This window comes from Vibrio bathopelagicus, assembly GCF_014879975.1.
Taxonomy (GTDB): Bacteria; Pseudomonadota; Gammaproteobacteria; order Enterobacterales; family Vibrionaceae; genus Vibrio; species Vibrio bathopelagicus.
The window spans coordinates 389,304-411,699 of sequence record NZ_CP062500.1; the positions used below are offsets into that span (position 1 = coordinate 389,304).

Genomic DNA, 22,396 nt, shown 5'->3' on the forward strand with positions numbered 1-22,396 from the left:
TCTGTAAGAAATTGCGGGTTTCAGTCCATGTTTATACTTCAATGCCTTGCCGTGACAGCAAGGCATTGGTACATTTAGTGCAATTTTTGTCTTCTAATTCTTGCAGGATGAGCGAAGAATATGTTTAAAAAACTTCGTGGCATGTTTTCAAACGACCTATCGATTGATCTAGGTACAGCCAATACCCTTATATATGTAAAAGGCCAAGGCATTGTTCTTGATGAGCCTTCCGTTGTCGCTATTCGCCAAGATCGTACGGGGTCTGCAAAGAGTGTAGCTGCTGTTGGTCACGCTGCTAAGCAAATGCTTGGTCGTACGCCTGGTAACATCTCAGCGATCCGTCCGATGAAAGACGGTGTAATTGCCGACTTTTACGTAACTGAAAAAATGCTTCAGCATTTTATCAAACAAGTGCATGACAACAGTGTTCTTAAACCAAGCCCTCGTGTTTTGGTTTGTGTACCTTGTGGTTCAACTCAGGTTGAGCGTCGTGCAATCCGTGAATCAGCATTAGGTGCTGGTGCTCGTGAGGTTTACCTAATCGATGAGCCTATGGCTGCTGCGATTGGTGCTGGCCTACGTGTATCTGAGCCAACGGGTTCAATGGTTGTTGATATCGGTGGTGGTACTACTGAAGTTGCGGTTATCTCACTAAACGGTGTGGTTTACTCGTCTTCTGTTCGTATCGGTGGTGACCGTTTTGATGAAGCGATCATCAACTACGTTCGTCGTAACTACGGCAGCTTGATCGGTGAAGCGACAGCAGAGAAGATCAAACACGAAATCGGTTCAGCTTACCCTGGCGATGAAGTGGAAGAGATCGAAGTACGTGGTCGTAACCTTGCTGAAGGTGTGCCTCGTAGCTTTAGCCTGAACTCAAACGAAATCCTTGAAGCGCTTCAAGAGCCTCTATCGGGTATCGTATCTGCAGTGATGGTTGCGCTAGAACAGTGTCCACCAGAGCTCGCTTCTGATATCTCAGAAAACGGTATGGTACTAACAGGTGGTGGTGCACTACTTAAAGACCTTGATCGTCTGCTAACAGAAGAAACAGGTATCCCTGTTGTTGTTGCAGAAGAGCCACTAACGTGTGTTGCTCTAGGTGGCGGTAAAGCCCTAGAGATGATCGACATGCACGGCGGCGATCTGTTCAGCGAAGAATAATATCTAGTGTTAGGCTCTTTTCTTATCTAGTTTTATGTAAAGAGCCTAGGACCTTGTCTATAGGATCAAATGTAGCTCTAGGACCAAATATAGAATGAAGCCAATTTTTGGTAGAGGTCCCTCTCTACAATTGCGCCTGTTTTTTGCTGTAATTTTATCAGCCAGCCTTATGCTGGCTGATAGTCGTTTAGATGCTTTCTCAAATGTTCGCTATCTATTAAACAGCATGGTTGCGCCTATTCAATATGCAGCCAACTTGCCTCGCACTATGTTCGATGGTGTATACGACCGTTTTAGCACTCGTAAAGGGTTAATTGAATCCAACCATAATATTAAGCGAGAAGTCTTGCGTCTTAAGAGTGAGCTGATTCTGCTTGAGCAATATCAAGAAGAAAACAAGCGACTTCGTAAGCTGTTAGGCTCTCCGTTTATCCGTGATGAGAAGAAAGTCGTCACAGAAGTTATGGCGGTAGACACTTCACCATATCGTCATCAAGTCGTGATCGATAAAGGTCAGATTGATGGGGTGTATGAAGGTCAGCCTGTGATCAACGAAAAAGGCATCGTCGGCCAAGTCACTTTCGTTGCTGCTCATAATAGCCGTGTCCTTCTACTCACTGATGCAAACAATGCGATTCCAGTTCAGGTTATTCGTAACGATATTCGAGTGATCGCTTCGGGCAATGGCATGATTGATGAGATCCAGCTAGAGCACATTCCAACCAGTACCGATATACAAGAAGAAGATCTACTCGTGACGTCTGGCTTGGGTGGGGTATACCCAGAAGGCTATCCAGTAGCTTACGTTTCTGCCGTTGATTATGACCCGAAACGTGAGTTCGCCGTTATTAAAGCAGAGCCAGTGGTTGAGTTCGATAAGCTCAGATACTTGCTGCTTGTTTGGCCTGACGAAAACAAACAGATGCAAGCGGATCAATCCAGCATAGAACAAGCATTGTTAGAGGGCGAAGATGGCCAATAGCGTTTTAAGAAGCAAGGTAGTAATTGGTTGCTCATTTTTGATAGCACTTATTCTACAGACGATCCCTTGGCCTGGTAGCTTGGATCTATTCAGACCGTCTTGGCTATTGCTGGTTACCTGTTACTGGGTTCTTGCTCTACCTCACCGTGTTAATGTGGGTAGTGCGTTGATTCTAGGCCTATTGTGGGATCTTTTGATCGGTTCGACGTTAGGTATTCGTGGGATGATGATGGCAATCGTGATGTACATTATTGCGATGAACTTCTTGGTAATCCGCAACATGGCATTATGGCAACAAGCCATGATTATTGCTGCGTTGACCGTGCTGTTTGAAGTGCTGATCTTCTTTGGTGAATATTTGATCCAAGATGTTGTTTTCAATCCATTATCGTTATGGAGTGCATTGATAAACTGTATACTTTGGCCTTGGATGTTTTTATTAATGAGACGTGTGCGTCGCCATTGGCATGTGAGGTAGCGTGATAATGGAAAAGAAACATTTAGTTTTGGCATCCGGTTCTCCACGCCGCAAAGAATTGTTATCCCAACTTGGTTATGAGTTTTCTGTCCTTGTGACCAATGTGGAAGAGTGTAAACACGCCCAAGAAACCGCCGAAGAGTACGTTCAACGTCTATCTTTAGATAAAGCCTTAGCAGCGCTATCTTTATTAACAGAGAATTCTTCTGAAAAGCAGCATGTCGTTACTGGTTCTGATACTGTAGTTTCTAGTTCCGACAATGTAGCTCTAGGCTCTGATATTGCTGCTGTTGGCTCTGATATCGCAGCTCTTGACTCTGAAATAGTGGTCCTTGGCTCTGATACTGTGGTCGTCAGCCAAGGGCAAGTGCTCGAGAAGCCTGCAGATCTTGCTGATTCTAAGCGTATGCTTACTCAGTTAGCGAATGAACGTCATCAAGTAATGACGGCCGTTTCTGTCGTTTCTGCTGAAAAACAAAAAACAGAAATCATTATTACCGACGTATGGTTTAAACCCCTCAGTGAAAAAGAAATAGAACAATACTGGCAAACAGGGGAGCCATGCGATAAAGCCGGTAGCTATGGTATTCAAGGTTTGGGTGGACGTTTTGTCACCCGAATTGAAGGTAGTTATTACGCCGTTGTCGGCTTACCTTTATTTGAAACGGACCAGCTACTGCAAGAATTCTTATAATTACTAATCTGAGGTGCACCATGAGTGCTGAATTGTTGCTGAACGTGACCCCGAGTGAAACTCGTGTGGCCATGATTGAAGGGGGAGCTCTTCAAGAGATCCATGTCGAACGAGATGCTCGACGCGGTATCGTAGGAAATATCTATAAAGGACGTGTAAGCCGTGTTCTTCCTGGAATGCAGGCTGCATTTGTGGATATAGGCCTTGAGAAAGCAGCATTTTTACATGCCTCAGACATTGTTCCGCACACTGAATGTGTTGCTGAAAATGAAAAGAAGCAGTTTCAGGTACGTGATATTTCCGAGCTTGTTCGTCAAGGTCAGGATATTGTGGTTCAGGTTGTTAAAGATCCTCTTGGAACAAAAGGCGCTCGTTTAACCACAGATATCACTTTACCATCTCGTTATTTGGTGTTTATGCCGGGAGCCAGCCATGTAGGTGTTTCTCAGCGTATTGAAAGTGAGTCAGAACGTAATCGTCTTAAAAAAGCCGTCTCTCGTTACTGTGATGAGCATGGTGGTTTTATCATCCGTACTGCTGCTGAAGGCGCTGATTTTAATGAGCTTGAACAAGACGCCGCTTTCTTGAAGCGTTTGTGGCTCAAAGTATTAGAGCGTCGTGGTAAGCATAAAGCGCGTACTCGCTTGTATGGTGAGCTGTGTTTAAGTCAGCGTATCTTACGTGATTTCGTGGGGACTGAGCTGAGTAAGATTCAGGTCGATTCTCGTCTCGAATATGAAAACCTGAAAGAGTTTACTTCGGAGTACGTACCTGAGCTTACCGATAAGCTTGAATTGTACGAAGGTGATAAACCTATTTTTGATATGTACGATACGGAGAACGAAATACAGCGTTCGCTGGATCGTAAAGTAGAATTGAAGTCTGGTGGGTATTTAATTATCGACCAAACAGAAGCGATGACGACCGTCGACATCAATACCGGTGCCTTTGTTGGTCGTCGTAATTTAGAAGAAACGATTTTCAATACCAATGTCGAAGCGACTCAAGCGATTGCTCGCCAACTTCGTCTGCGTAATTTAGGCGGCATCATCATTATCGACTTTATTGATATGTTGTCTGAAGAACACCGTAAGCGAGTACTAACTTCTTTAGAAGCGGCGCTCGATAAAGACCGTGTGAAAACCAACATTAATGGCTTCACACAGCTTGGTTTGGTTGAGATGACTCGTAAACGTACCCGTGAAAGTATTGAGCATATTCTGTGCTCTAGCTGTCCTGCCTGTGAAGGTCGTGGCAGTGTGAAGACAGTCGAAACCGTTTGTTATGAAATACTTCGAGAAATTACTCGTGTAAATCGTGCCTACGATGCGGATAAGTTCGTGGTTTATGCGGCAGCGGCGGTTGCCGAGGCATTAGAGGGTGAAGAGTCTCATGCGCTTGCAGAGCTTGAAGTCTTTATTGGTAAACAAGTGAAAATTCAGGCTGAGCCTCTGTACATACAAGAGCAGTTTGATGTCGTTATGATGTAATGGATATTTTGTGAGTTCTAGTGTTACTCTGATTTTACGTACGTGTCTGTGGTTAGTGGTTACTCTCTTAGTAACGCTAGCCATTGCTGTGACTACACTGCGTGTCGCCTTACCCAATTTAAATAAGTATCAATCTGAAATTGAGCTTTGGGTAAACCAACATTCCGGTTTTGAGTTTTCTATTCAAGATGTGGGTGGCTTTTGGCGTAACACTCATCCCTCTATCGCGCTGCAAGGCGTTCAAGCTCGTCTTCCTAATGCTGAAGATGTGACCTTCTCTGTAGAGCGTGTCGAAGTTGAATTTGATTTGATTCAATCTCTGGTACAGATGCGTCCTGTTGTTGCTGACCTTGTAATGAATCGAATGTATCTGGATATACGTTCGATCGATCTGTTTGCGGGGCAGAACGGCAAAGATAAACCTAAAGAATCGGGCTCCTCAAAGCGGGTTATGCAAGAGCTGGACAACTTGCTACTTAAAACGCTAGTCGATGTGACCGCCAAAGACTCCTCACTTGTGTATCGAACCATCTCTGATGAAGAGCGCCAACTCGATATTGAAACCTTAAAGTGGAAAAACTCAGGTAAGCACCACCTCGCGGAAGGTGTTGTTAGCATTAAAGACGCCAATCTTAACTCGTTGTCAGTAAGTGCTAACTTTATCGATGCTGGCTCATTGGCCGATGTGAGCGGTGAGTTCTATGTGAGTGCAGACAACATCTCGGTTAAACCATGGCTAACTCGTTACATGCAGGCCGAATCCGGTATAGAAACGGGCACGGTGAGCCTGAATAGTTGGGTTACCCTGCAAAACAGTAAGCCGGTAAATGCCTACGTAGAAGTGCTGCCTTCGGAATTGAGTTGGAACGAAGATGGTCAACATGACTTGATGTTTGAATCAGGTGTCTTTAAGTTGTCTCCTATTGATGATGGATGGCAAGTGAATGGTCACTCACTTAATCTTAGAACTGATGACACGCCTTGGCCTGAGTTAGATGTTGCATTCAAATGGGACAAAGGCCCGTGGCAACTTAATGTCTCTGAACTGAATATTGAGGCCATTACTCCGCTCATTAAGCTAATGCCGGACTCCGAGCAATCCACCCAAATGATTAATTCGTTGAAGCCTGGTGGATCCGTTTCTGATATTCGGGTCTCAATGGATTCTGGCATCGAAAGCTTACGTTATTCAGCGAGTTTTAGTGATCTTGCCATCGAGCAATGGGAATTAGTTCCAGGCTTTAGCCAAGTTTCAGGCAGTGTGTTTGGTTCTGCGTCACAAGCGAAAGCGAGCCTTCATGTTATTGATGATGTGTTCCCTTATGGCGATGTATTCCAAGCGCCTCTCAATATCAGACAAGGTCAGGTCGATATTGTTTGGCAGCAAGATGAAAACGGCTGGAAGCTTTGGTCTGATAAAATCACCGCAGCAACACCAGACTTACAAGTTTTGGGTGCATTTCGTTTGGACTTTCCGAATGATGCGAGCCCGTTCTTGTCTTTCTACGGTGAAGCGGACGCTTACAATGTGGGTGAAACATGGCGTTATTTACCGACGTTGGCACTTGGACAAGATCTAACAGATTACTTGTCTACTGCAATTCAAGCGGGTAAAGCCGATACGGTAAAACTATTATGGCATGGTGAACTGGGTCAATACCCATACACTAACCATGACGGGATCTTCCAAGTTTGGGTTGGCCTAGAAAATGCGAAGTTCAGCTTTGATACGGCGTGGCCACTGATCACCGATCTTCAGCTTGATCTCCTATTTGAAAATGATGCGATGCACCTTGATTCGCGCTCTGCTCAATTGATGGACGTAACGGCTGACCGTATTACCGGGCGTATTCCTTATTTAGGAGAAGGCGGCCATATTGAGATTGAAGCAAAAGCGACGGCTTCGGGTAATGCTGTTCGTGATTATATGACGGCCTCGCCATTGGTTGACTCTGTGGGTGCTGCCTTGACGGCGCTGCAAGTGAGTGGTGATGTATCGTCTGAATTCCAACTCAATATTCCTTTTGATTCAGAAAAAGAGCCAAGAGCATGGGGTTATGCCGATCTCAAAGATAATCATGTTGAGATTGAGGCACCGCCAATGGTGCTCGAAAACACAACGGGACGTATCGAGTTTGATAATGATGTCATCACGGCGAATGGCTTATCAGCTGATTTATTAAAACAAGGCATCTCTGTTGATTTTAAAGGCCTTAATGACGGCCCAGGTTATGCGGTTGATATTGATGTTTTAGGTGACTGGGACGTGAAACCTCTAGAGCCTTATATTGGCGAACAGTGGTTGAGTCGCCTGTCGGGTCATGCGCAATGGCAAAGCCAGATTGATATTCAACTCAATGATATAGGCTTCAGCTACCAGTTAGACTTACAGTCAGATCTTAAGTATTTAGCCAGTGATTACCCTTATCCATTGGCGAAAAAATCCTTGGAGAGTGGCTCTGCTAGGCTACAAGCCTCGGGCAACCAAGAAGCCATTACTGCGCGCCTGCAGCTGCCGAATACCAAGTATCAAGCTGAAATTGATATTACGGGTGAGGTTCCAAAACTCACGGCAACCAATTTAGTGCTGGGTCGTGGTGGTTATAAAATTAGCCCTGTTGTTGGACATCATGCCTTAATCCGTACCGACAAATTTAATGCCGATGATTGGTTATCGGTTGCGATGGAGCCCGTGAAGCCATCAACAGCTGTCCTTAGCCAAATGAACACACCAACCATTCCAGCGCCTAGCCGTATTACTTTTGAGAGTAAAGAGCTGATTTTAGGCGGCATAGCTTGGAATGACGTCGATTTTAGTGCTCGCAAGAACAAGCAAGCTTGGCAAATGGAAGTGACTAGCCAAGAGATCGAAGGGGATATCAATTATTTGCCCCCATACGACTTAACTGTGTCTCTAGATCGTCTACATTTGTTCGTTCCTGAATGGAGTGACAAGAAAAATCAAGAACAACTGCTGCAACGAAAAGAGCAAGAAGCACCATTGATCTCTGAACTTGATAAAAAGATCTATGATGCGATGCCTAATCTTAAGCTCACACTGAACGATTTTTGGTTGCAAGGCTATAAAGTCGGTAAGGTCGATGTTGAGCTAGCAAGGCAAGACGATCGTATTGAGTGGAACAAGATTCAAGTTCGAAGCGGAAACAATAAAGCCGATGTGAGTGGCTGGTGGGCACTGAATGGTGACAAGAGTCATTCATCGTTATCTATTGATGTCGAAGGTGAAAATAACAGTGAGTTAATGGAACGCTTCGGTATTACGTCAGGGATTCAAAAAGCGCCTTTTGCATTGGAAGGTCAGCTTGAGTGGGACGGCTCTCCGTGGGGTATTCAAATGGATACCATTGACGGCAACGTTAAAACCAAGCTGGGTAAAGGCATCATCTCGGACGTGAGTGGCGCGGCTCGATTGCTTGGTTTGTTTAGTCTAGATTCGATTATCCGTAAAATGCAGCTCGATTTCTCTGATGTGTTTGATAAAGGCATGGCATTCAACAGTATTACGGGTACTGGCGAGATCCAAAATGGTATCTTCTTAACCAATGATTTGAACATGGATGCGGTTGCTGGTGAGATGAAGATCAAAGGTATCGCGAATCTGAATACTCGTCAGGTGGATGCAGAGGTCAACTTCACTCCTGATATCACGTCAGGGATCCCTGTATTAACGGCGTTTGCGGTAACCCCGCAAACGGCACTGTATGTATTGGCGGTGACTACGGTTATTTCACCGGTTGTTGAGGTCTTTACTCAAGTAAATTACTCGGTAAAAGGGCCGCTGGATTCGCCAATAGTAAGTGAGCTTTCGCGTAGCTCTGGTGAGTTTCAGTTACCAGAAAAACTGAGGAAATTGGCGGAATAGTCGTTAGGTGCGAGTCAGTTTATATACGGCTAAATTCAGATTTCTGAATCATAATGAATGGAGAAGTGGTGCACATGGATTGTGTTGGATTGATTCAAATGACTTCAGGCCCAGTCCCTGAGCATAACCTTGCTTACCTTGAATACGAGCTAGCAAAGTGCAAAGCGTTAGGGGCTAAGTGGGTTGTTTGTCCTGAGAATGCATTAGTGTTTGGCAACAAAGCCGACTATCACCAGTATGCAGAACCTTTGAATAATGGACCTTTGCAGCAGAAGCTGTCTGAGTTAGCAAAACGACACCGTGTTTGGATCGTTGTCGGTAGCATGCCAATTAGAACGGCTGCTGGTGTCACTACGACCACATTAGTTATCGATGATTTTGGCGCCTTAGTGACTCATTACGATAAGCTGCACATGTTTGACGTTGATGTGGCTGATGCGCATAAATGTTATCGCGAGTCCGATATTTTCACGCCGGGTGACCGAGTTGTGACAACGGAAACGCCTTTTGGTCGCTTAGGTTTGAGTATTTGTTATGATGTGCGCTTTCCTCACTTGTATTCAGAGTTACGCAAGCAAGGTGCGCAGATCATCGTGGTTCCCGCGGCGTTTACGGCCGTTACAGGTCAAGCTCACTGGGAAGCCTTATTAAGGTGCCGTGCCATCGAGACTCAGTCTTGGATTGTCGCGGTAGGGCAAGGTGGGAAACATCCCTGCCAAAGAGAAACATGGGGACACTCAATGGTGGTTGATCCATGGGGGCGAGTGGTCGCACAGTTAGACCAAGACCCTAAAAGTATGGTGGTTGAGATAGACACATCCAGTTGCGAATCGATCAGGCAGAATATGCCAATAGCGCAGCACTCTCGATTCACCAATCAATTTTAATTTTAAACAAGAGCCATTTATGAGCATTAATCAAATTGAAGAAGCGCTACTAACCCCGACAGGGCTGACGGAGCAAAATATCGCAGATACACTGGCGAGCATTGCTACCCGCCAAATTGATTATGCTGATATCTATTTCCAATCGAGCTGGCACGAGTCGTTGGTATTAGAAGATAGCATTATTAAAGATGGCTCTTTTAATATCGACTGCGGTGTTGGTGTTCGTGCTGTATCGGGTGAAAAAACCGGTTTTGCTTACTCTGATCAAATCCAATTGGATGGTCTTAAGCAGAGCGCGATCGCGGCTCGTGGTATTGCGAAGCAAGGTCAAAATGGCAAGGTTCAAGCCTTCAAACGCAACTCTAACCAAGCTTACTATGATGCTGTTAACCCGCTAGCGAGCTGGGAAAAACAGCAGAAAACAGAATTACTAAAATCATTAGATGCTTACATTCGTACTAAAGAGCCAATGGTGACTGAAGTCTCTGTAAGCCTAAGCGGTGTACACGAGCAGATGCTTGTTGCCGCGACTGACGGCACTTTCGCTGGTGATATTCGCCCGTTGGTTCGTTTATCAATCAGCGTACTAGCGCAGAAAGGCGATCGTCGTGAACGTGGTAGCGCTGGTGGCGGTGGTCGTTTTGGTTACGATTTCTTCTTAAGTGATGTTGACGGCTCTCAAGTGGCTTACCAATTTGCTGATGAAGCCATTCGCCAAGCTCTCGTTAACCTTGAAGCTGTCGCTGCTCCTGCAGGCGCAATGCCAGTTGTTCTGGGTTCTGGTTGGCCGGGCGTTCTTCTACACGAAGCAGTAGGTCACGGTTTAGAAGGTGACTTTAACCGTAAAGAGTCTTCTGTCTTTTCTGGCAAGATTGGCGAGCAGGTCACTTCAAGCCTATGTACGATTGTTGATGACGGTACATTGACTGATCTTCGTGGTTCATTAAACGTGGATGATGAAGGTGTTAATGGTCAGTACAACACGTTAATCGAAAACGGCATCCTAAAAGGCTACATGCAAGACAAGTTGAATGCTCGTCTAATGGGTGTGGCACCAACAGGTAACGGTCGTCGTGAGTCTTACGCGCATCTTCCAATGCCGCGTATGACCAACACATACATGCTGCCGGGTGAGCACACACCTGAAGAGATCATTGCTACTGTTGAGAAAGGCATCTACGCACCGAACTTCGGTGGTGGTCAGGTTGATATTACTTCTGGTAAATTTGTGTTCTCGGCTTCTGAAGCGTACATGATTGAAAACGGTAAGATCACTCACCCAGTGAAAGGCGCAACGTTAATCGGTTCTGGTATTGAAGCGATGCAGCAAGTTTCTATGGTCGGTAACGACCTAAGCATCGACCGCGGTGTTGGTGTATGTGGTAAGGCTGGTCAAAGCGTGCCAGTCGGTGTTGGTCAGCCAACATTGAAACTAGACTCTCTAACGGTTGGTGGTACTGAGTAATTCAGGTCAGCAGCACGAATTTGTTTCAAAATCTCTCGCCATAAAATAGATTGAAAGCGCCTCCAACTGGAGGCGCTTTTTTGTTTCTAGGTTACTGATTCAGTGAACGTGCATAATTGTCTACATGTTCTCTTCAGCAAACTCTGCCAGTCGGCTACGCACCACACCATTAAGGTGGATATTGGCACTGCCTTCGAAATTTTTAAAACGTTCGACCATGTAGGTGAGGCCTGATGTAACAGGGGTTAAGTAGGAAGAATCTATCTGAGCTAGGTTTCCTGAACAGACGATCTTGGTACCTTCACCACAACGGGTGATGATGGTTTTGATTTGAGACGCGGTGAGGTTTTGGCACTCATCCAGCAGTACAAACGCATTCTGGATCGAACGGCCACGCATGAAGTTGATTGATTTGAACTGGATATTGGCTTTATCGCAGATGTATTTCATCGACCCTTCGGTGCAGTGATCATTCTTGTGTAACGCTTCGAGTGTATCGGTCACCGCTGCTAACCAAGGCAACATCTTCTCTTCCTCGGTTCCGGGAAGGAAACCAATGGATTCGCCGATGTCAGGTGTGTTTCGGGTTACGATGATCTTATCGAAATGTTTGCGCTCAATGGTTTGTTCAAGAGCGGCTGCCATGGCAAGCAAGGTTTTCCCGCTCCCGGCAGCACCAGTTAAAATCACCAAATCAATATCGGGGTCAAGTAACGCATCAATCGCCATGCCTTGATAAATGTTCTTTGGCGTAATATCCCACGCCCTGCGGTTCATTAATCGTTCTCGGCTTAAGTCTCGCAGGGTGATGGTTTCCGGTTCAATCTCTTCGACACGAGCAGCAAAATCACTGTCTTGATCAATAATGTACTGGTTGATGAATGTGGGTTCGAATGGTGTTCTTGCGAGGGTGTGCAGTGTTTTCCCTCCAAGACTCTTACTCTCAACATTGTCTATACCATCCCAAAATGACCCTTCAAGCTGTTGAAAGCCCTTAGTGAGGTATTGAACGTCATCGATTAATTGGTCGGTTTGGTAGTCCTCAACAAAGCGTACACCTGCACCTTTCGCTCGCAAGCGCATGTTGATGTCTTTGGTAATGAGTACCACTTCTCGTGGCGCGCGTTTATTTTGTAAGTACAAAACACCATTGAGGATACGATTGTCGCCAGCCTTATCGTCGGCAAAGGCTTTAATGCTTTCTTGAAGTTCGTAGTCTGCGAGTATTGAAATGGTGCCTGAAGCGTTTACATCGGTTGAGAAAGGAATGCCTTCGGATATTTTGTCTGGGGTTGCGTCATGGAAAAGATCTTCTAATGCTCTGATTGCGACTCTGGCATCGCGAGCAACATCGCGTTTACTGTCCTTAATTCTGTCGAGTTCTTCGAGTACCGTCATTGGGATGACGACATCGTGTTCCTGAAACGAAAATATAGCAAAGGGTTCGTGAAGTAAGATATTGGTATCTAGAACAAATAATTTCCGATTGGTATCGCCCATAGCATCTCCTTGCCACCACGTGGCTCGAATGGGTTGATTGAACGCTAGCAAACTCTTGATGTGTTTGACGGCATTACTATCAAGCACTTATCAAAAGTACACCGAGTAGATCCTACCTCTAGTAGTAATAGCTCAAATATGAAGAGTCTGCTCGAAATAACTTATCTACTCCCTCTAGATTAACCATGAATTTTTGACAGTTTGATTGCATTAGCGAAAACAGAAAAAAAGCGTGAAATAGCGGCCTTTAGACGTGACCTAAATCACAGCATCGAGTAAGATTAGCGACCTTTTTCTGCACCATTTCCTTAAGATGATTTTTATCTTAAGCGCACTTTAAAAGTGGCTGCAAATTAGGCATTTTTAGCTATATTTTTATTTTGAGAGTCAGAAAGTTCTGATAACAATTTAGTTAAAAAGACCAAATTCCAACTATAAGATTGAGGTAGTCGATTCATGACATTTGCTTTGGGGCAACGCTGGATAAGCGATACGGAGAGCGATTTAGGTTTAGGTACCGTTGTAGCAATGGATGCTCGAACAGTGACAGTAATGTTTGCAGCATCAGAAGAGAATCGTGTGTATGCACGAACGGATGCTCCCGTAACCCGAGTAACGTTTAATGTCGGCGACGTCATCGAGTGCCAAGAGGGTTGGTCTTTGTCGGTTGAGCAAGTGATCGAAGACAAAGGCATTCTGACTTACATGGGTACTCGTGAAGATACTCAAGAAGCGGATGTGGCTCTACGAGAAATCTTCTTAAGCAACCAAATCCGTTTTAATAAACCGCAAGATAAATTATATGCAGGTCAAATTGATCGTATGGATAACTTTGTCTTGCGCTACCGTGCTTTAAGCAACCAATACCAACAACACAAGAGCCCAATGCGCGGCTTGTGTGGTATGCGTGCAGGTCTTATCCCTCATCAGCTTTACATTGCTCATGAAGTTGGTCGTCGTCACGCTCCGCGCGTTTTACTCGCCGATGAAGTTGGCCTAGGTAAAACTATCGAAGCTGGCATGATCATCCACCAACAGGTGTTGTCTGGCCGTGCTGAGCGTATTCTGATTGTGGTGCCTGAAACGCTGCAACACCAATGGCTAGTTGAGATGATGCGTCGTTTCAACCTGCACTTTTCTATCTTTGATGAAGAGCGTTGTATTGAATCTTTTGCTGAATCAGACAACCCATTTGATACTCAACAATACGTTCTGTGTTCATTGGACTTCTTACGTAAGAGCCGCAAGCGTTACGAGCAAGCTCTTGAAGGTGAGTGGGATCTGTTGGTTGTCGATGAAGCGCACCACCTTGAGTGGAGCCAAGATAAGCCAAGCCGTGAATATCAAGTGGTTGAAGGCTTAGCTGAAAACACCTCTGGCGTACTGCTACTGACAGCAACGCCGGAACAGCTTGGTCGTGAGAGCCACTTTGCACGTCTGCGTCTGCTTGACCCTGATCGCTTCTACGATTACGAAGCATTCGTTGAAGAAGAAGACCAATACGCCCCTGTTGCTGATGCAGTAACGGCATTGTTTTCTGGCGTGAAGCTTGAAAACAGCGCGAAGAACCAGATTACAGAGCTTCTTTCTGAGCAAGATGTTGAGCCTTTATTCCGCGTTATCGAAGGTGATAGCAGCGAAGAAGAGCAAGCGTTAGCTCGCCAAGAACTGATTGATAACCTTATGGATCGCCATGGTACAGGTCGTGTTCTATTCAGAAACACGCGTGCTGCAATCAAAGGCTTCCCTAAGCGTAATGTAAACCTACTGCCGATGGATATTCCAACGCAGTACACCACCTCGATGCGCGTATCGGGCATGATCGGTGGCAAGATGGCACCAGAAGCTCGTGCAATGAAGATGCTGTACCCAGAAGAGATTTTCCAAGAGTTTGAAGGTGAAGACTCAAGCTGGTGGCAGTTCGATTCACGTGTGAACTGGTTGATTGAAAAGATCCAAGACAAGCGTAGCGAAAAGATCCTAGTGATCGCTTCGCGTGCAAGTACTGCTCTTCAATTAGAGCAAGCACTGCGTGAGCGTGAAGGCGTGCGTGCAACGGTATTCCACGAAGGCATGTCGATTCTAGAGCGTGATAAAGCTGCGGCCTACTTTGCTCAAGAAGAGGGCGGTGCTCAGGTTCTTATCTGTAGCGAAATCGGCTCTGAAGGTCGTAACTTCCAGTTTGCAAACCAGTTAGTGATGTTCGATTTGCCATTCAACCCTGATTTGCTTGAGCAACGTATTGGTCGTTTGGACCGTATCGGTCAGCTTCGTGATATCGACATTCATGTTCCTTATCTAAAAGGTACATCGCAAGCGATTTTAGCGCGTTGGTTCGATGAAGGTCTGAATGCATTTGCCGAGACTTGTCCTACAGGTCGCACAGTTTACGATAAGTATTCTGATGTACTGATTGAAATGCTGGCATCTGGTAACACCGATCAGCTTGATGAAGTCATTGAAGAATCAGCGAAGCTCAATCAAAGCCTGAAATCGGATCTAGAAAAAGGCCGAGATCGCCTACTAGAGATGCATTCAAATGGTGGCGATAAAGCCCATGAGATTGCAGAGAAAATTGCTTCTACCGATGGTGATACTAACCTAGTTTCGTTTGCACTGAGCCTGTTTGACACCATTGGTCTGAACCAAGATGACAAGGGTGAAAATGCGCTAGTGGTGACACCTTCTGAACACATGATGGTACCAAGCTACCCTGGCTTACCTTATGAAGGTGCAACGATCACGTTTGATCGTGAAACGGCGCTTTCTCGTGAAGACATGAACTTCATTAGCTGGGAACACCCAATGATTCAAGGCGGTATTGATCTGCTATTGAGTGAAGGTGTGGGCGCGTCTGCGGTATCTCTACTGAAGAACAAAGCGTTACCTGTTGGTACAATTCTGCTTGAGTTGGTTTACCTTGTTGATGCACAAGCGCCAAAGCGCAGCGGTATCAGCCAGTTCTTACCTAAGACGCCGGTTCGCTTGATGATGGATGGTCGTGGTAATGATTTATCTGCTCAGGTTGAGTTCGATAGCTTTAACCGTCAGCTAAGCCCGGTAAATCGTCACTTAGCGAGCAAGCTAGTGAATTCGGTACAAGGCGAGATTCACAAGCTAATCGAAGCGGGTGAGACGCATGTACTTCCTAAGGTTGAAGAAGTTCGTCAGCAAGCTCAGAAAGACATGCAAACTAATCTGAACGGTGAGTTAGAGCGCCTACAAGCACTTAAAGCGGTCAATCCTAATATTCGTGATGAAGAGCTAGAGGTTATTGAAGCTCAAATCAATGAACTGACAGGTTACATCAGCAAAGCTCAGGTTCAGTTAGATTCACTACGTTTGATTGTGGTTTCTCACAACTAGTTTTGAATTAGTTAAATGCTTTAACAAAAGAAGGCCTTCATGATGAAGGCCTTCTTTTTATCTCGTGTTTGAAAGGTGTAATGGTTGATGAATTACATTAACCATTTCCACCAAACAAATACGGCAAGGAAACCAAATAGGTAAACAAGACCTGCCACAGACAACCATTTTAGCTTAGTGCCAATCGCGAGCGCTTCTGGAAGCTTAGTTTTGCTTACTAAGATGAAGTTAAGCAATGCGAAGAATGGCGTAGTTGCAAAAGCAAGTACCATCGCAAAATCAAGCATTGGCATCAGTGCTGCACTGAAGAACATCACAATCGCCAGTGCCGCGATAGAGACAATGATGATCCAGCCTTGCAACATTCTTGGGCTCGAGTCTTTTTTAAATAATAGACGCTGTGATTCAGCAAGCACGCGTGAGTAGCCATCGATAACGGTAATGGTGCTACCAAAGATACAGAAGAAGGCGATAAGAGCGATTAATGGACGAGACCATTCACCAATTGTAGAAGCGTAAATGCCAACTAACTGGTGGGTGAAGCCAACACCTGAGCGAGACAGTTCAACGCCTGTTCCGTGAAGTACCAGAGCACCTAAAGCAACGAATACTAAAGCAAGCAGTGCAGTACCAATGTAGCCTACGTTGAAATCGAACAGCGCAGATTGAGCGGTCACTTCTTGCTTCTCTTTTTGGCTTTTTAGCCACATAGAGGTGATGCTTGAAATCTCGATAGGCGCGGGCATCCAACCCATAGTTACCACGATAAAGCCAATAGCTGCCAATGACCAAGGTGATGGTGGAACAAAAGCCGCATCAGGTTCAACTGGAGAACCGATAGCAATGGCGACTGCAGCCAAGGTTGTGATGGTCAGGATCGCCATGATCGCTTTGGACAGCGTATCGAGCGCGCGATAATGGCCAGCGAATAAAATGATCAAACACGTCGCTAAAACGATCATGCACAATGTGCTGGTGGCTAAGTCAAAAGGAACAAAGTAACTAAGTAAGCTTGCACTGAATAACAGTAAGGCTGCGGTATTTACCACGGCGGAAATGGCACTCAGTATCGAAAAGATAACAAGGTAAGGTCGGCCAAGGTTAGAGTATCCTTCCACCAAACTTTGCCCAGTACCAAGGGTATATTGGATGCCAGCTCGAAAGAATGGGTACTTAAATACGTTAACTAAAAGAATCAGTGCGGCTAGTTGCCAACCATAAATGGCGCCAGCTTTCGTTGAAGCGACTAAGTGAGATCCACCGACCGCAGCAGCGGCCATCATGATTCCTGGGCCAAGAGATTTAATCAGGCTTGAAAGTGGTGCGGAGGTTGGTGTTGTGGTGGTTTTAGCCGTACTTTCCATCGTTTTTCCTTTGAGGCTTAGTTCTTATTTTCCGTTACCTTATCAATACCATGTTTCGTAACTTCGTCAACTTTTATGTACAAAAATGTTGAAAATTGTATTTTTTTATAAACGAATCAACCGTGAATTATTTATTCACTAGCAATTAAGAGGCTCCAATGGCGTTAGAACAGTACACACCTCCGCGTGAACCGTGGATTGATATTGTTTATCAAGATGACGATATTCTTGTGGTGAACAAGCCTGCAGGCCTGCTTTCTGTTCCGGGTCGGTTGCCGGAGCATTACGACAGTATGTGGAGTCGGTTAGTTGTCGAATTTCCGGAGATTCAGGTTGTACATCGGTTGGATATGTCGACATCAGGCTTAATGCTATTGGCTAAGCATAAGCAGGCTGAGCGCCATCTGAAGAAGCAGTTTCAATATCGACTGACACACAAACTGTATTATGCGCGAGTATGGGGTTCAGTGGGAGAAGCTGAAGGTTTGATTGATCTGCCACTCATTTGTGATTGGCCAAATCGTCCTAGGCAGAAAGTTTGTTTTGATGATGGAAAGCCATCACAGACTCGATATGTGGTGGAGCAACAAGAGTCTCAAACGACATTATTGAAATTGCTGCCCATTACAGGTCGCTCTCATCAGTTGCGTGTTCATTGCATGGCGTTGGGAAACCCTATTGTGGGTGACGAGTTTTATGCAACGCCTGAAGCTTTTGATTATAGCGATAGATTGGCTTTGCATGCGTGTGAACTGAGCTTCTATCATCCGGCGAACAACCAACTGTTCAAAGCCTTTGTTCCTTGTGATTTTTACCCTCAAGCATCGCCACAAGTCGAGCAGCACTTTGAAATTGCGCCAGAGCTTCCAGACTACAGTAAGCTAAAAGCTTAGAATGGTGTCATCAATACCAATTCAAGGAAGTACAATGCCGAAGTTGAAAGTGGTCTTTCTCGACAGAGCCACCATTCCATCTCAAATCCATTTAAAACCTCTCAGCTTTGAACATGAGTGGGTTGAGTATGATTTCACTTCGCCGGAGCAAGTGTCTGAGCGAGTGGAAGGCGCTGATGTGGTTATTACCAATAAGGTTGTTCTCAACGCTGATAATTTGGTTCAAGCACAACAACTCAAGTTGATCGCTGTGTCAGCGACTGGCGTCAATAATGTCGATGTAGACTATTGCAAGGGTAACAATATCGCAGTGGCTAACGTGCAAGGCTATGCGACTCAGTCGGTACCTGAACATGTGATTGCTATGCTGTTTACACTAAAACGAAATCTTGTTGGTTACCATCAAGACATTGAAGCCGGGGAGTGGCAAAAGGACAAGCAGTTCTGTTTCTTTACACACTCGATTCAAGATGTGGCAGGTAGCACATTGGGATTAATCGGCAGTGGCAGTTTAGGGCAAGCGACCGCGATACTGGCTAAAGCGATAGGCATGAACGTCATTTTTGCAGAGCGCAAAGGGGCTGACTGTTGTCGAGAGGGGTATCTGCCTTTTGATACTGTGTTGCAGCAAGCCGATGCGATCAGCTTGCATTGTCCGCTGACCGAAGCGACTCGAAACCTGATTTCAGGGCGAGAGCTAGCAATGATGAAACCAAGTGCGATACTAATTAATGCTGGCCGTGGTGGACTTGTCGATGAACAGGCCTTAGTTGAAGCTTTGAAAAGTAATGAGCTCACAGGGGCAGGTATGGATGTGTTTACACAAGAACCTGCAGACAACTCGAATCCACTATTGTCTCACAGTCACTTACCTAACTTGCTGCTGACACCACATGTGGCGTGGGGCAGTGACAGTTCAATTCAAAAGTTGTCTGATATCTTAATCGATAATATTGATGGGTTTGTTGCCGGTAATCCGCAAAACTTAGTGGGTTGATTGAAGAATTGAGTGATACGAGCACAAAACAAAAAAGGTTGGCTTTTAGGCCAACCTTTTTAGATCGTTGTGTTGATTAAGTGATTTAGCCTTGCGGCTTAACTACCAATACATTGATTGGTGAGTTCTGTACCACTTTGCTTGCAACAGAACCAAGCACAACTTTGTCGATTTTCGACCGCTTATGACTAGGCATCACAATCAGATCTGCCCCAAGCTTTTCTGCGTAATCTAGAATCGTTGTGTAGGTTTTACCTTCGGCAACGTGAACCTTATAAACCACTTCATCGTCGATGTACTTGTCTGCAAACTCTTTCAGCTGATTTTTTACATCGAGCTTCATTTGATTCGCTGCATCTTTCGGGAAGTAAGACGCAACCATCGACATGTGAATGCCCGGCAATACGTTCAAGATGTGGATTTCAGCATTACTGTGCTTTGCGTGCCATACCGCTAATTCAACAGCTTTATCAGAAAAGCCTTTGTCGTTAAGGTCAACAGGAACAAGGATTTGTTTATACATGTGTTTTTCTCTTTTTTATCAGCGCTTAGTATTGACCAAGCGCTGTGATTATCCTTTCCATGTAATAAAGCCAAATAGAGTTGAGCGCTACTTGGCTCTATCCATTACGCGCTAATCTCATCCTTACGAGCACGCCTTCTTTGGTTCATCGCTAAGCCAATTAGAATCAGTAGGGATGGTAAGAATACCCACTCTTTCATTGGTCTTTCTGCGTCTTGGATAACTGATTTAATTTCCCAATCAAAGTCAATACCAGCCGCTTCTGCTGGGCTACCGAACTCAACCATGTCGACAATCATCTTGCCTTCAGATTTCGTCAGCATTAAGCCCATTGAAGCAATGCGGTCTTCACTTGTTGTCGCAGAATCTTCAAATGGAAGGCGAACCGTCTTCTCAGAATAGTCACCTTCTAAGTTTTCGCCACCCACTCTTAACTCAAGAGATTGTCCCACAGATAAACCTTCTGTGATTTGAGCGATCTCAACTCCAGGCGAAAGAACTTTCTCTGGATAAATCATGTCCCACCAGAAGCCTGGGCGGAAGAAAGAGAAAGTTAGAACTAACAATAGGATCGTTTCCCACCATTTGTTCTTGGTAAACCACCAACCTTGCGTTGCGGCTGCAAAGATAAGTACTGCAGTCACAGAAGAGAAGATAGTGAGGAATAGATGCCACCAAGAATCAATGCCCATCAATAGTAGTTGGGTATTGAAAATGAACATGAATGGCAATATTGCTGTCCGGATATCGTAGGTAAAGCCCTGAATACCAGTACGGATCGGGTCTGATTTTGCAATTGCGGCGGCCGCAAAGGCTGCCAAACCAACCGGAGGTGTATCATCGGCTAAGATACCGAAGTAGAACACGAATAAGTGAACCGCAATCAGAGGGATGATTAGGCCATGCGCCGCACCTAAGGTAACAATTACCGGAGCCATCAGCGTTGATACAACGATGTAGTTTGCCGTTGTTGGTAAGCCCATACCTAGGATTAAGCTGATTACCGCAGTGAATAGCAGCATAAGGATGATGCTACCGCCTGAGATAAACTCAACAAAGTCCGTCATTACCAAGCCGATACCCGTTAGAGTTACCACGCCGACAACCGTACCCGCTGCAGCTGTTGCTACACCGATACCGATCATGTTACGAGCGCCTGAAACCAAGCTCTCTAATAGGTCAACGAAACCTGCTTTTGTTTGCTCTGCAAGATCGTCCGATTTGTTCATCAGAGTCATCAAAGGACGCTGTGTGATCAAAATGAAGATCATGAATACAGTTGCCCAGAAGGCAGAAAGACCTGGAGAGAAGCGCTCTACAGTCAGACACCAAACAAGAACCACGATAGGCAGTAGGAAATGTAAACCAGACTTAATGGTTGGGCCTGGATCTGGTACTTCTGTTAGCTCAGCATTGATGTCCATGCCGCCTTCAGCCGCATATTTTGCTGAAACTCGAACCAAGGCAACATAAGCGATCAATAGAGCAATGGTAACAATTGGAGTTGCTGCATCGCCAAACACATCTTTCGTCCAGCCGACACCGTAGTAAACCGCAGCACTGATGACACATAGACCTAAAATGGTACCAGTGAAAGACAGTAGGCTCTGTACGATAGTTGGTGTGTGACGACGAGGTAGGCCAGTCATGCCTGCTTTACATGCTTCTAAGTGAACAATGTAAATCAGGGCGATGTAAGAGATAAGAGCAGGCAATAGCGCCGCTTTAATAACTTCTACGTACGAGATGCCCACATATTCAACCATCAAGAATGCAGCAGCACCCATGATTGGTGGGGTTAATTGACCATTGGTTGAAGCGGCAACTTCTACAGCACCGGCTTTTTCACCTGAGAATCCGACTCTTTTCATTAGAGGGATCGTGAAAGTACCCGTGGTTACCACGTTAGCAATAGATGAACCAGACACTAGACCGGATAGGCCAGATGCAACAACGGCTGCTTTCGCTGGGCCGCCTTTCATGTGACCAAGCAAGGAGAATGCGACTTTGATGAAGTAAGCACCTGCACCTGCACGCTCTAACATTGCACCAAACAGTACAAACAAGAATACGAATGATGTTGATACGCCAAGAGCAACACCGAATACACCTTCTGTCGTTAGCCATAGATGTGACATTGCCTTGTTCAGGCTCGCACCTTTATGGGCAATCACGTCTGGCATATGAGGACCGCCAAAGGTGTAAAGTAAGAATACTGCTGCCACAACCATAAGAGGTGGGCCCAAAGCACGTCGAGTTGCTTCAAGCAGTAGAACCATACCGAACACAGCCGCAACAATATCGAATGTTGTTGGTGCACCCGAACGACCGGCTAATTCCGTATAGAAAATATAGATATAAGAAGCTGAAAAACTACCTACAAGCGCTAATATCCAGTCGACCGCAGGAATTCTATCCCGAGGCGAGTTTTTCATGGCTGGGTAAGCGGTAAAGGCTAGGAAGATGGCAAAAGTAAGGTGAATTGCTCGAGCTTCAGTGTCGTTTAAAATTGCGAAGTTAAAAATGAACGGCAGCGGAGAAGCATACCAAAGTTGGAACAATGACCAACATAGAGGCACAAACCATAAAATACGGCCTTGGATACCGCGAGGGCTACGCGCACCAGTGTCTGATTGTGCCACCATTTCTTGCACATCTGGAGACGGTGATGTTGTCTGCGTCATGTACTTTATCCTTATTATTGATGGTC

General features: G+C 45.4%; 15 protein-coding genes. 11 read left to right on the forward strand and 4 right to left on the reverse strand.

Annotated elements, in window-relative coordinates; genetic code table 11:
- The first annotated feature begins 120 nt into the window (after positions 1-120).
- From IHV80_RS01855 to tldD, 8 genes are all read left to right on the forward strand, one after another.
- On the forward strand, positions 121-1,164 hold the full coding sequence (locus IHV80_RS01855; protein WP_017055947.1) for a rod shape-determining protein: 1,044 nt from the start codon (positions 121-123) through the stop codon (positions 1,162-1,164).
- A gap of 94 nt (positions 1,165-1,258) precedes the next feature.
- Positions 1,259-2,146 carry a rod shape-determining protein MreC gene (gene mreC / locus IHV80_RS01860; RefSeq protein WP_192889884.1) on the forward strand — a complete coding sequence of 296 codons (888 nt, stop codon included), beginning with the start codon at positions 1,259-1,261 and terminating at the stop codon, positions 2,144-2,146.
- A complete protein-coding gene (gene mreD, locus IHV80_RS01865) occupies positions 2,136-2,624 on the forward strand; it encodes a rod shape-determining protein MreD (protein WP_017073030.1) in 489 nt (162 codons plus the stop codon). Before mreC ends, mreD begins: the two co-directional genes overlap by 11 nt.
- A 7-nt stretch (positions 2,625-2,631) precedes the next feature.
- Positions 2,632-3,318, forward strand: coding sequence for a Maf family nucleotide pyrophosphatase (locus IHV80_RS01870; RefSeq protein WP_192889885.1), 687 nt, complete (start codon positions 2,632-2,634; stop codon positions 3,316-3,318).
- Between the two features lie 20 nt (positions 3,319-3,338).
- A complete protein-coding gene (gene rng / locus IHV80_RS01875; protein ID WP_192889886.1) occupies positions 3,339-4,808 on the forward strand; it encodes a ribonuclease G in 1,470 nt (489 codons plus the stop codon).
- Between the two features lie 10 nt (positions 4,809-4,818).
- Positions 4,819-8,691, forward strand: a complete 3,873-nt coding sequence (locus tag IHV80_RS01880; protein WP_192889887.1) for a YhdP family protein — start codon at positions 4,819-4,821, stop codon at positions 8,689-8,691.
- A gap of 74 nt (positions 8,692-8,765) precedes the next feature.
- Positions 8,766-9,578 (forward strand): carbon-nitrogen hydrolase family protein, encoded by an 813-nt coding sequence (locus IHV80_RS01885; protein ID WP_192889888.1) that lies wholly within the window; start codon positions 8,766-8,768, stop codon positions 9,576-9,578.
- A gap of 19 nt (positions 9,579-9,597) precedes the next feature.
- The gene (gene tldD / locus IHV80_RS01890) at positions 9,598-11,043 is read left to right on the forward strand and encodes a metalloprotease TldD (protein WP_192889889.1); all 1,446 of its coding nucleotides are present in this window, start codon (positions 9,598-9,600) and stop codon (positions 11,041-11,043) included.
- A gap of 120 nt (positions 11,044-11,163) precedes the next feature.
- Here tldD and IHV80_RS01895 read toward each other — a convergent pair whose 3' ends face one another.
- Positions 11,164-12,543, reverse strand: coding sequence for a PhoH family protein (locus IHV80_RS01895; RefSeq protein ID WP_192889890.1), 1,380 nt, complete (start codon positions 12,541-12,543; stop codon positions 11,164-11,166).
- A gap of 456 nt (positions 12,544-12,999) precedes the next feature.
- Here IHV80_RS01895 and rapA point away from each other — a divergent pair, with 456 nt between their 5' ends.
- Positions 13,000-15,909, forward strand: a complete 2,910-nt coding sequence (rapA, locus tag IHV80_RS01900) for an RNA polymerase-associated protein RapA (RefSeq protein ID WP_192889891.1) — start codon at positions 13,000-13,002, stop codon at positions 15,907-15,909.
- Positions 15,910-16,001: 92 nt separating this feature from the next.
- On the opposite strand, the gene IHV80_RS01905 is transcribed toward rapA, so the two are convergent.
- Positions 16,002-17,273 carry an NRAMP family divalent metal transporter gene (locus IHV80_RS01905; RefSeq protein WP_192889892.1) on the reverse strand — a complete coding sequence of 424 codons (1,272 nt, stop codon included), beginning with the start codon at positions 17,271-17,273 and terminating at the stop codon, positions 16,002-16,004.
- Positions 17,274-17,431: 158 nt separating this feature from the next.
- Here IHV80_RS01905 and rluA point away from each other — a divergent pair, with 158 nt between their 5' ends.
- Complete coding sequence (gene rluA / locus IHV80_RS01910; RefSeq protein ID WP_192889893.1) at positions 17,432-18,166, forward strand: bifunctional tRNA pseudouridine(32) synthase/23S rRNA pseudouridine(746) synthase RluA; 735 nt, start codon at positions 17,432-17,434, stop codon at positions 18,164-18,166.
- 34 nt (positions 18,167-18,200) lie between these two features.
- On the forward strand, positions 18,201-19,163 hold the full coding sequence (locus tag IHV80_RS01915; protein WP_192889894.1) for a D-2-hydroxyacid dehydrogenase: 963 nt from the start codon (positions 18,201-18,203) through the stop codon (positions 19,161-19,163).
- Between the two features lie 85 nt (positions 19,164-19,248).
- Here the strand turns inward: IHV80_RS01915 and IHV80_RS01920 are convergent, their stop codons facing one another.
- Positions 19,249-19,686: a universal stress protein gene (locus tag IHV80_RS01920; RefSeq protein ID WP_029223337.1), complete on the reverse strand. Its 438-nt coding sequence runs from the start codon at positions 19,684-19,686 to the stop codon at positions 19,249-19,251.
- Between the two features lie 104 nt (positions 19,687-19,790).
- Positions 19,791-22,370, reverse strand: coding sequence for a TRAP transporter permease (locus IHV80_RS01925; protein ID WP_192889895.1), 2,580 nt, complete (start codon positions 22,368-22,370; stop codon positions 19,791-19,793).
- Between the last annotated feature and the right edge of the window lie 26 nt (positions 22,371-22,396).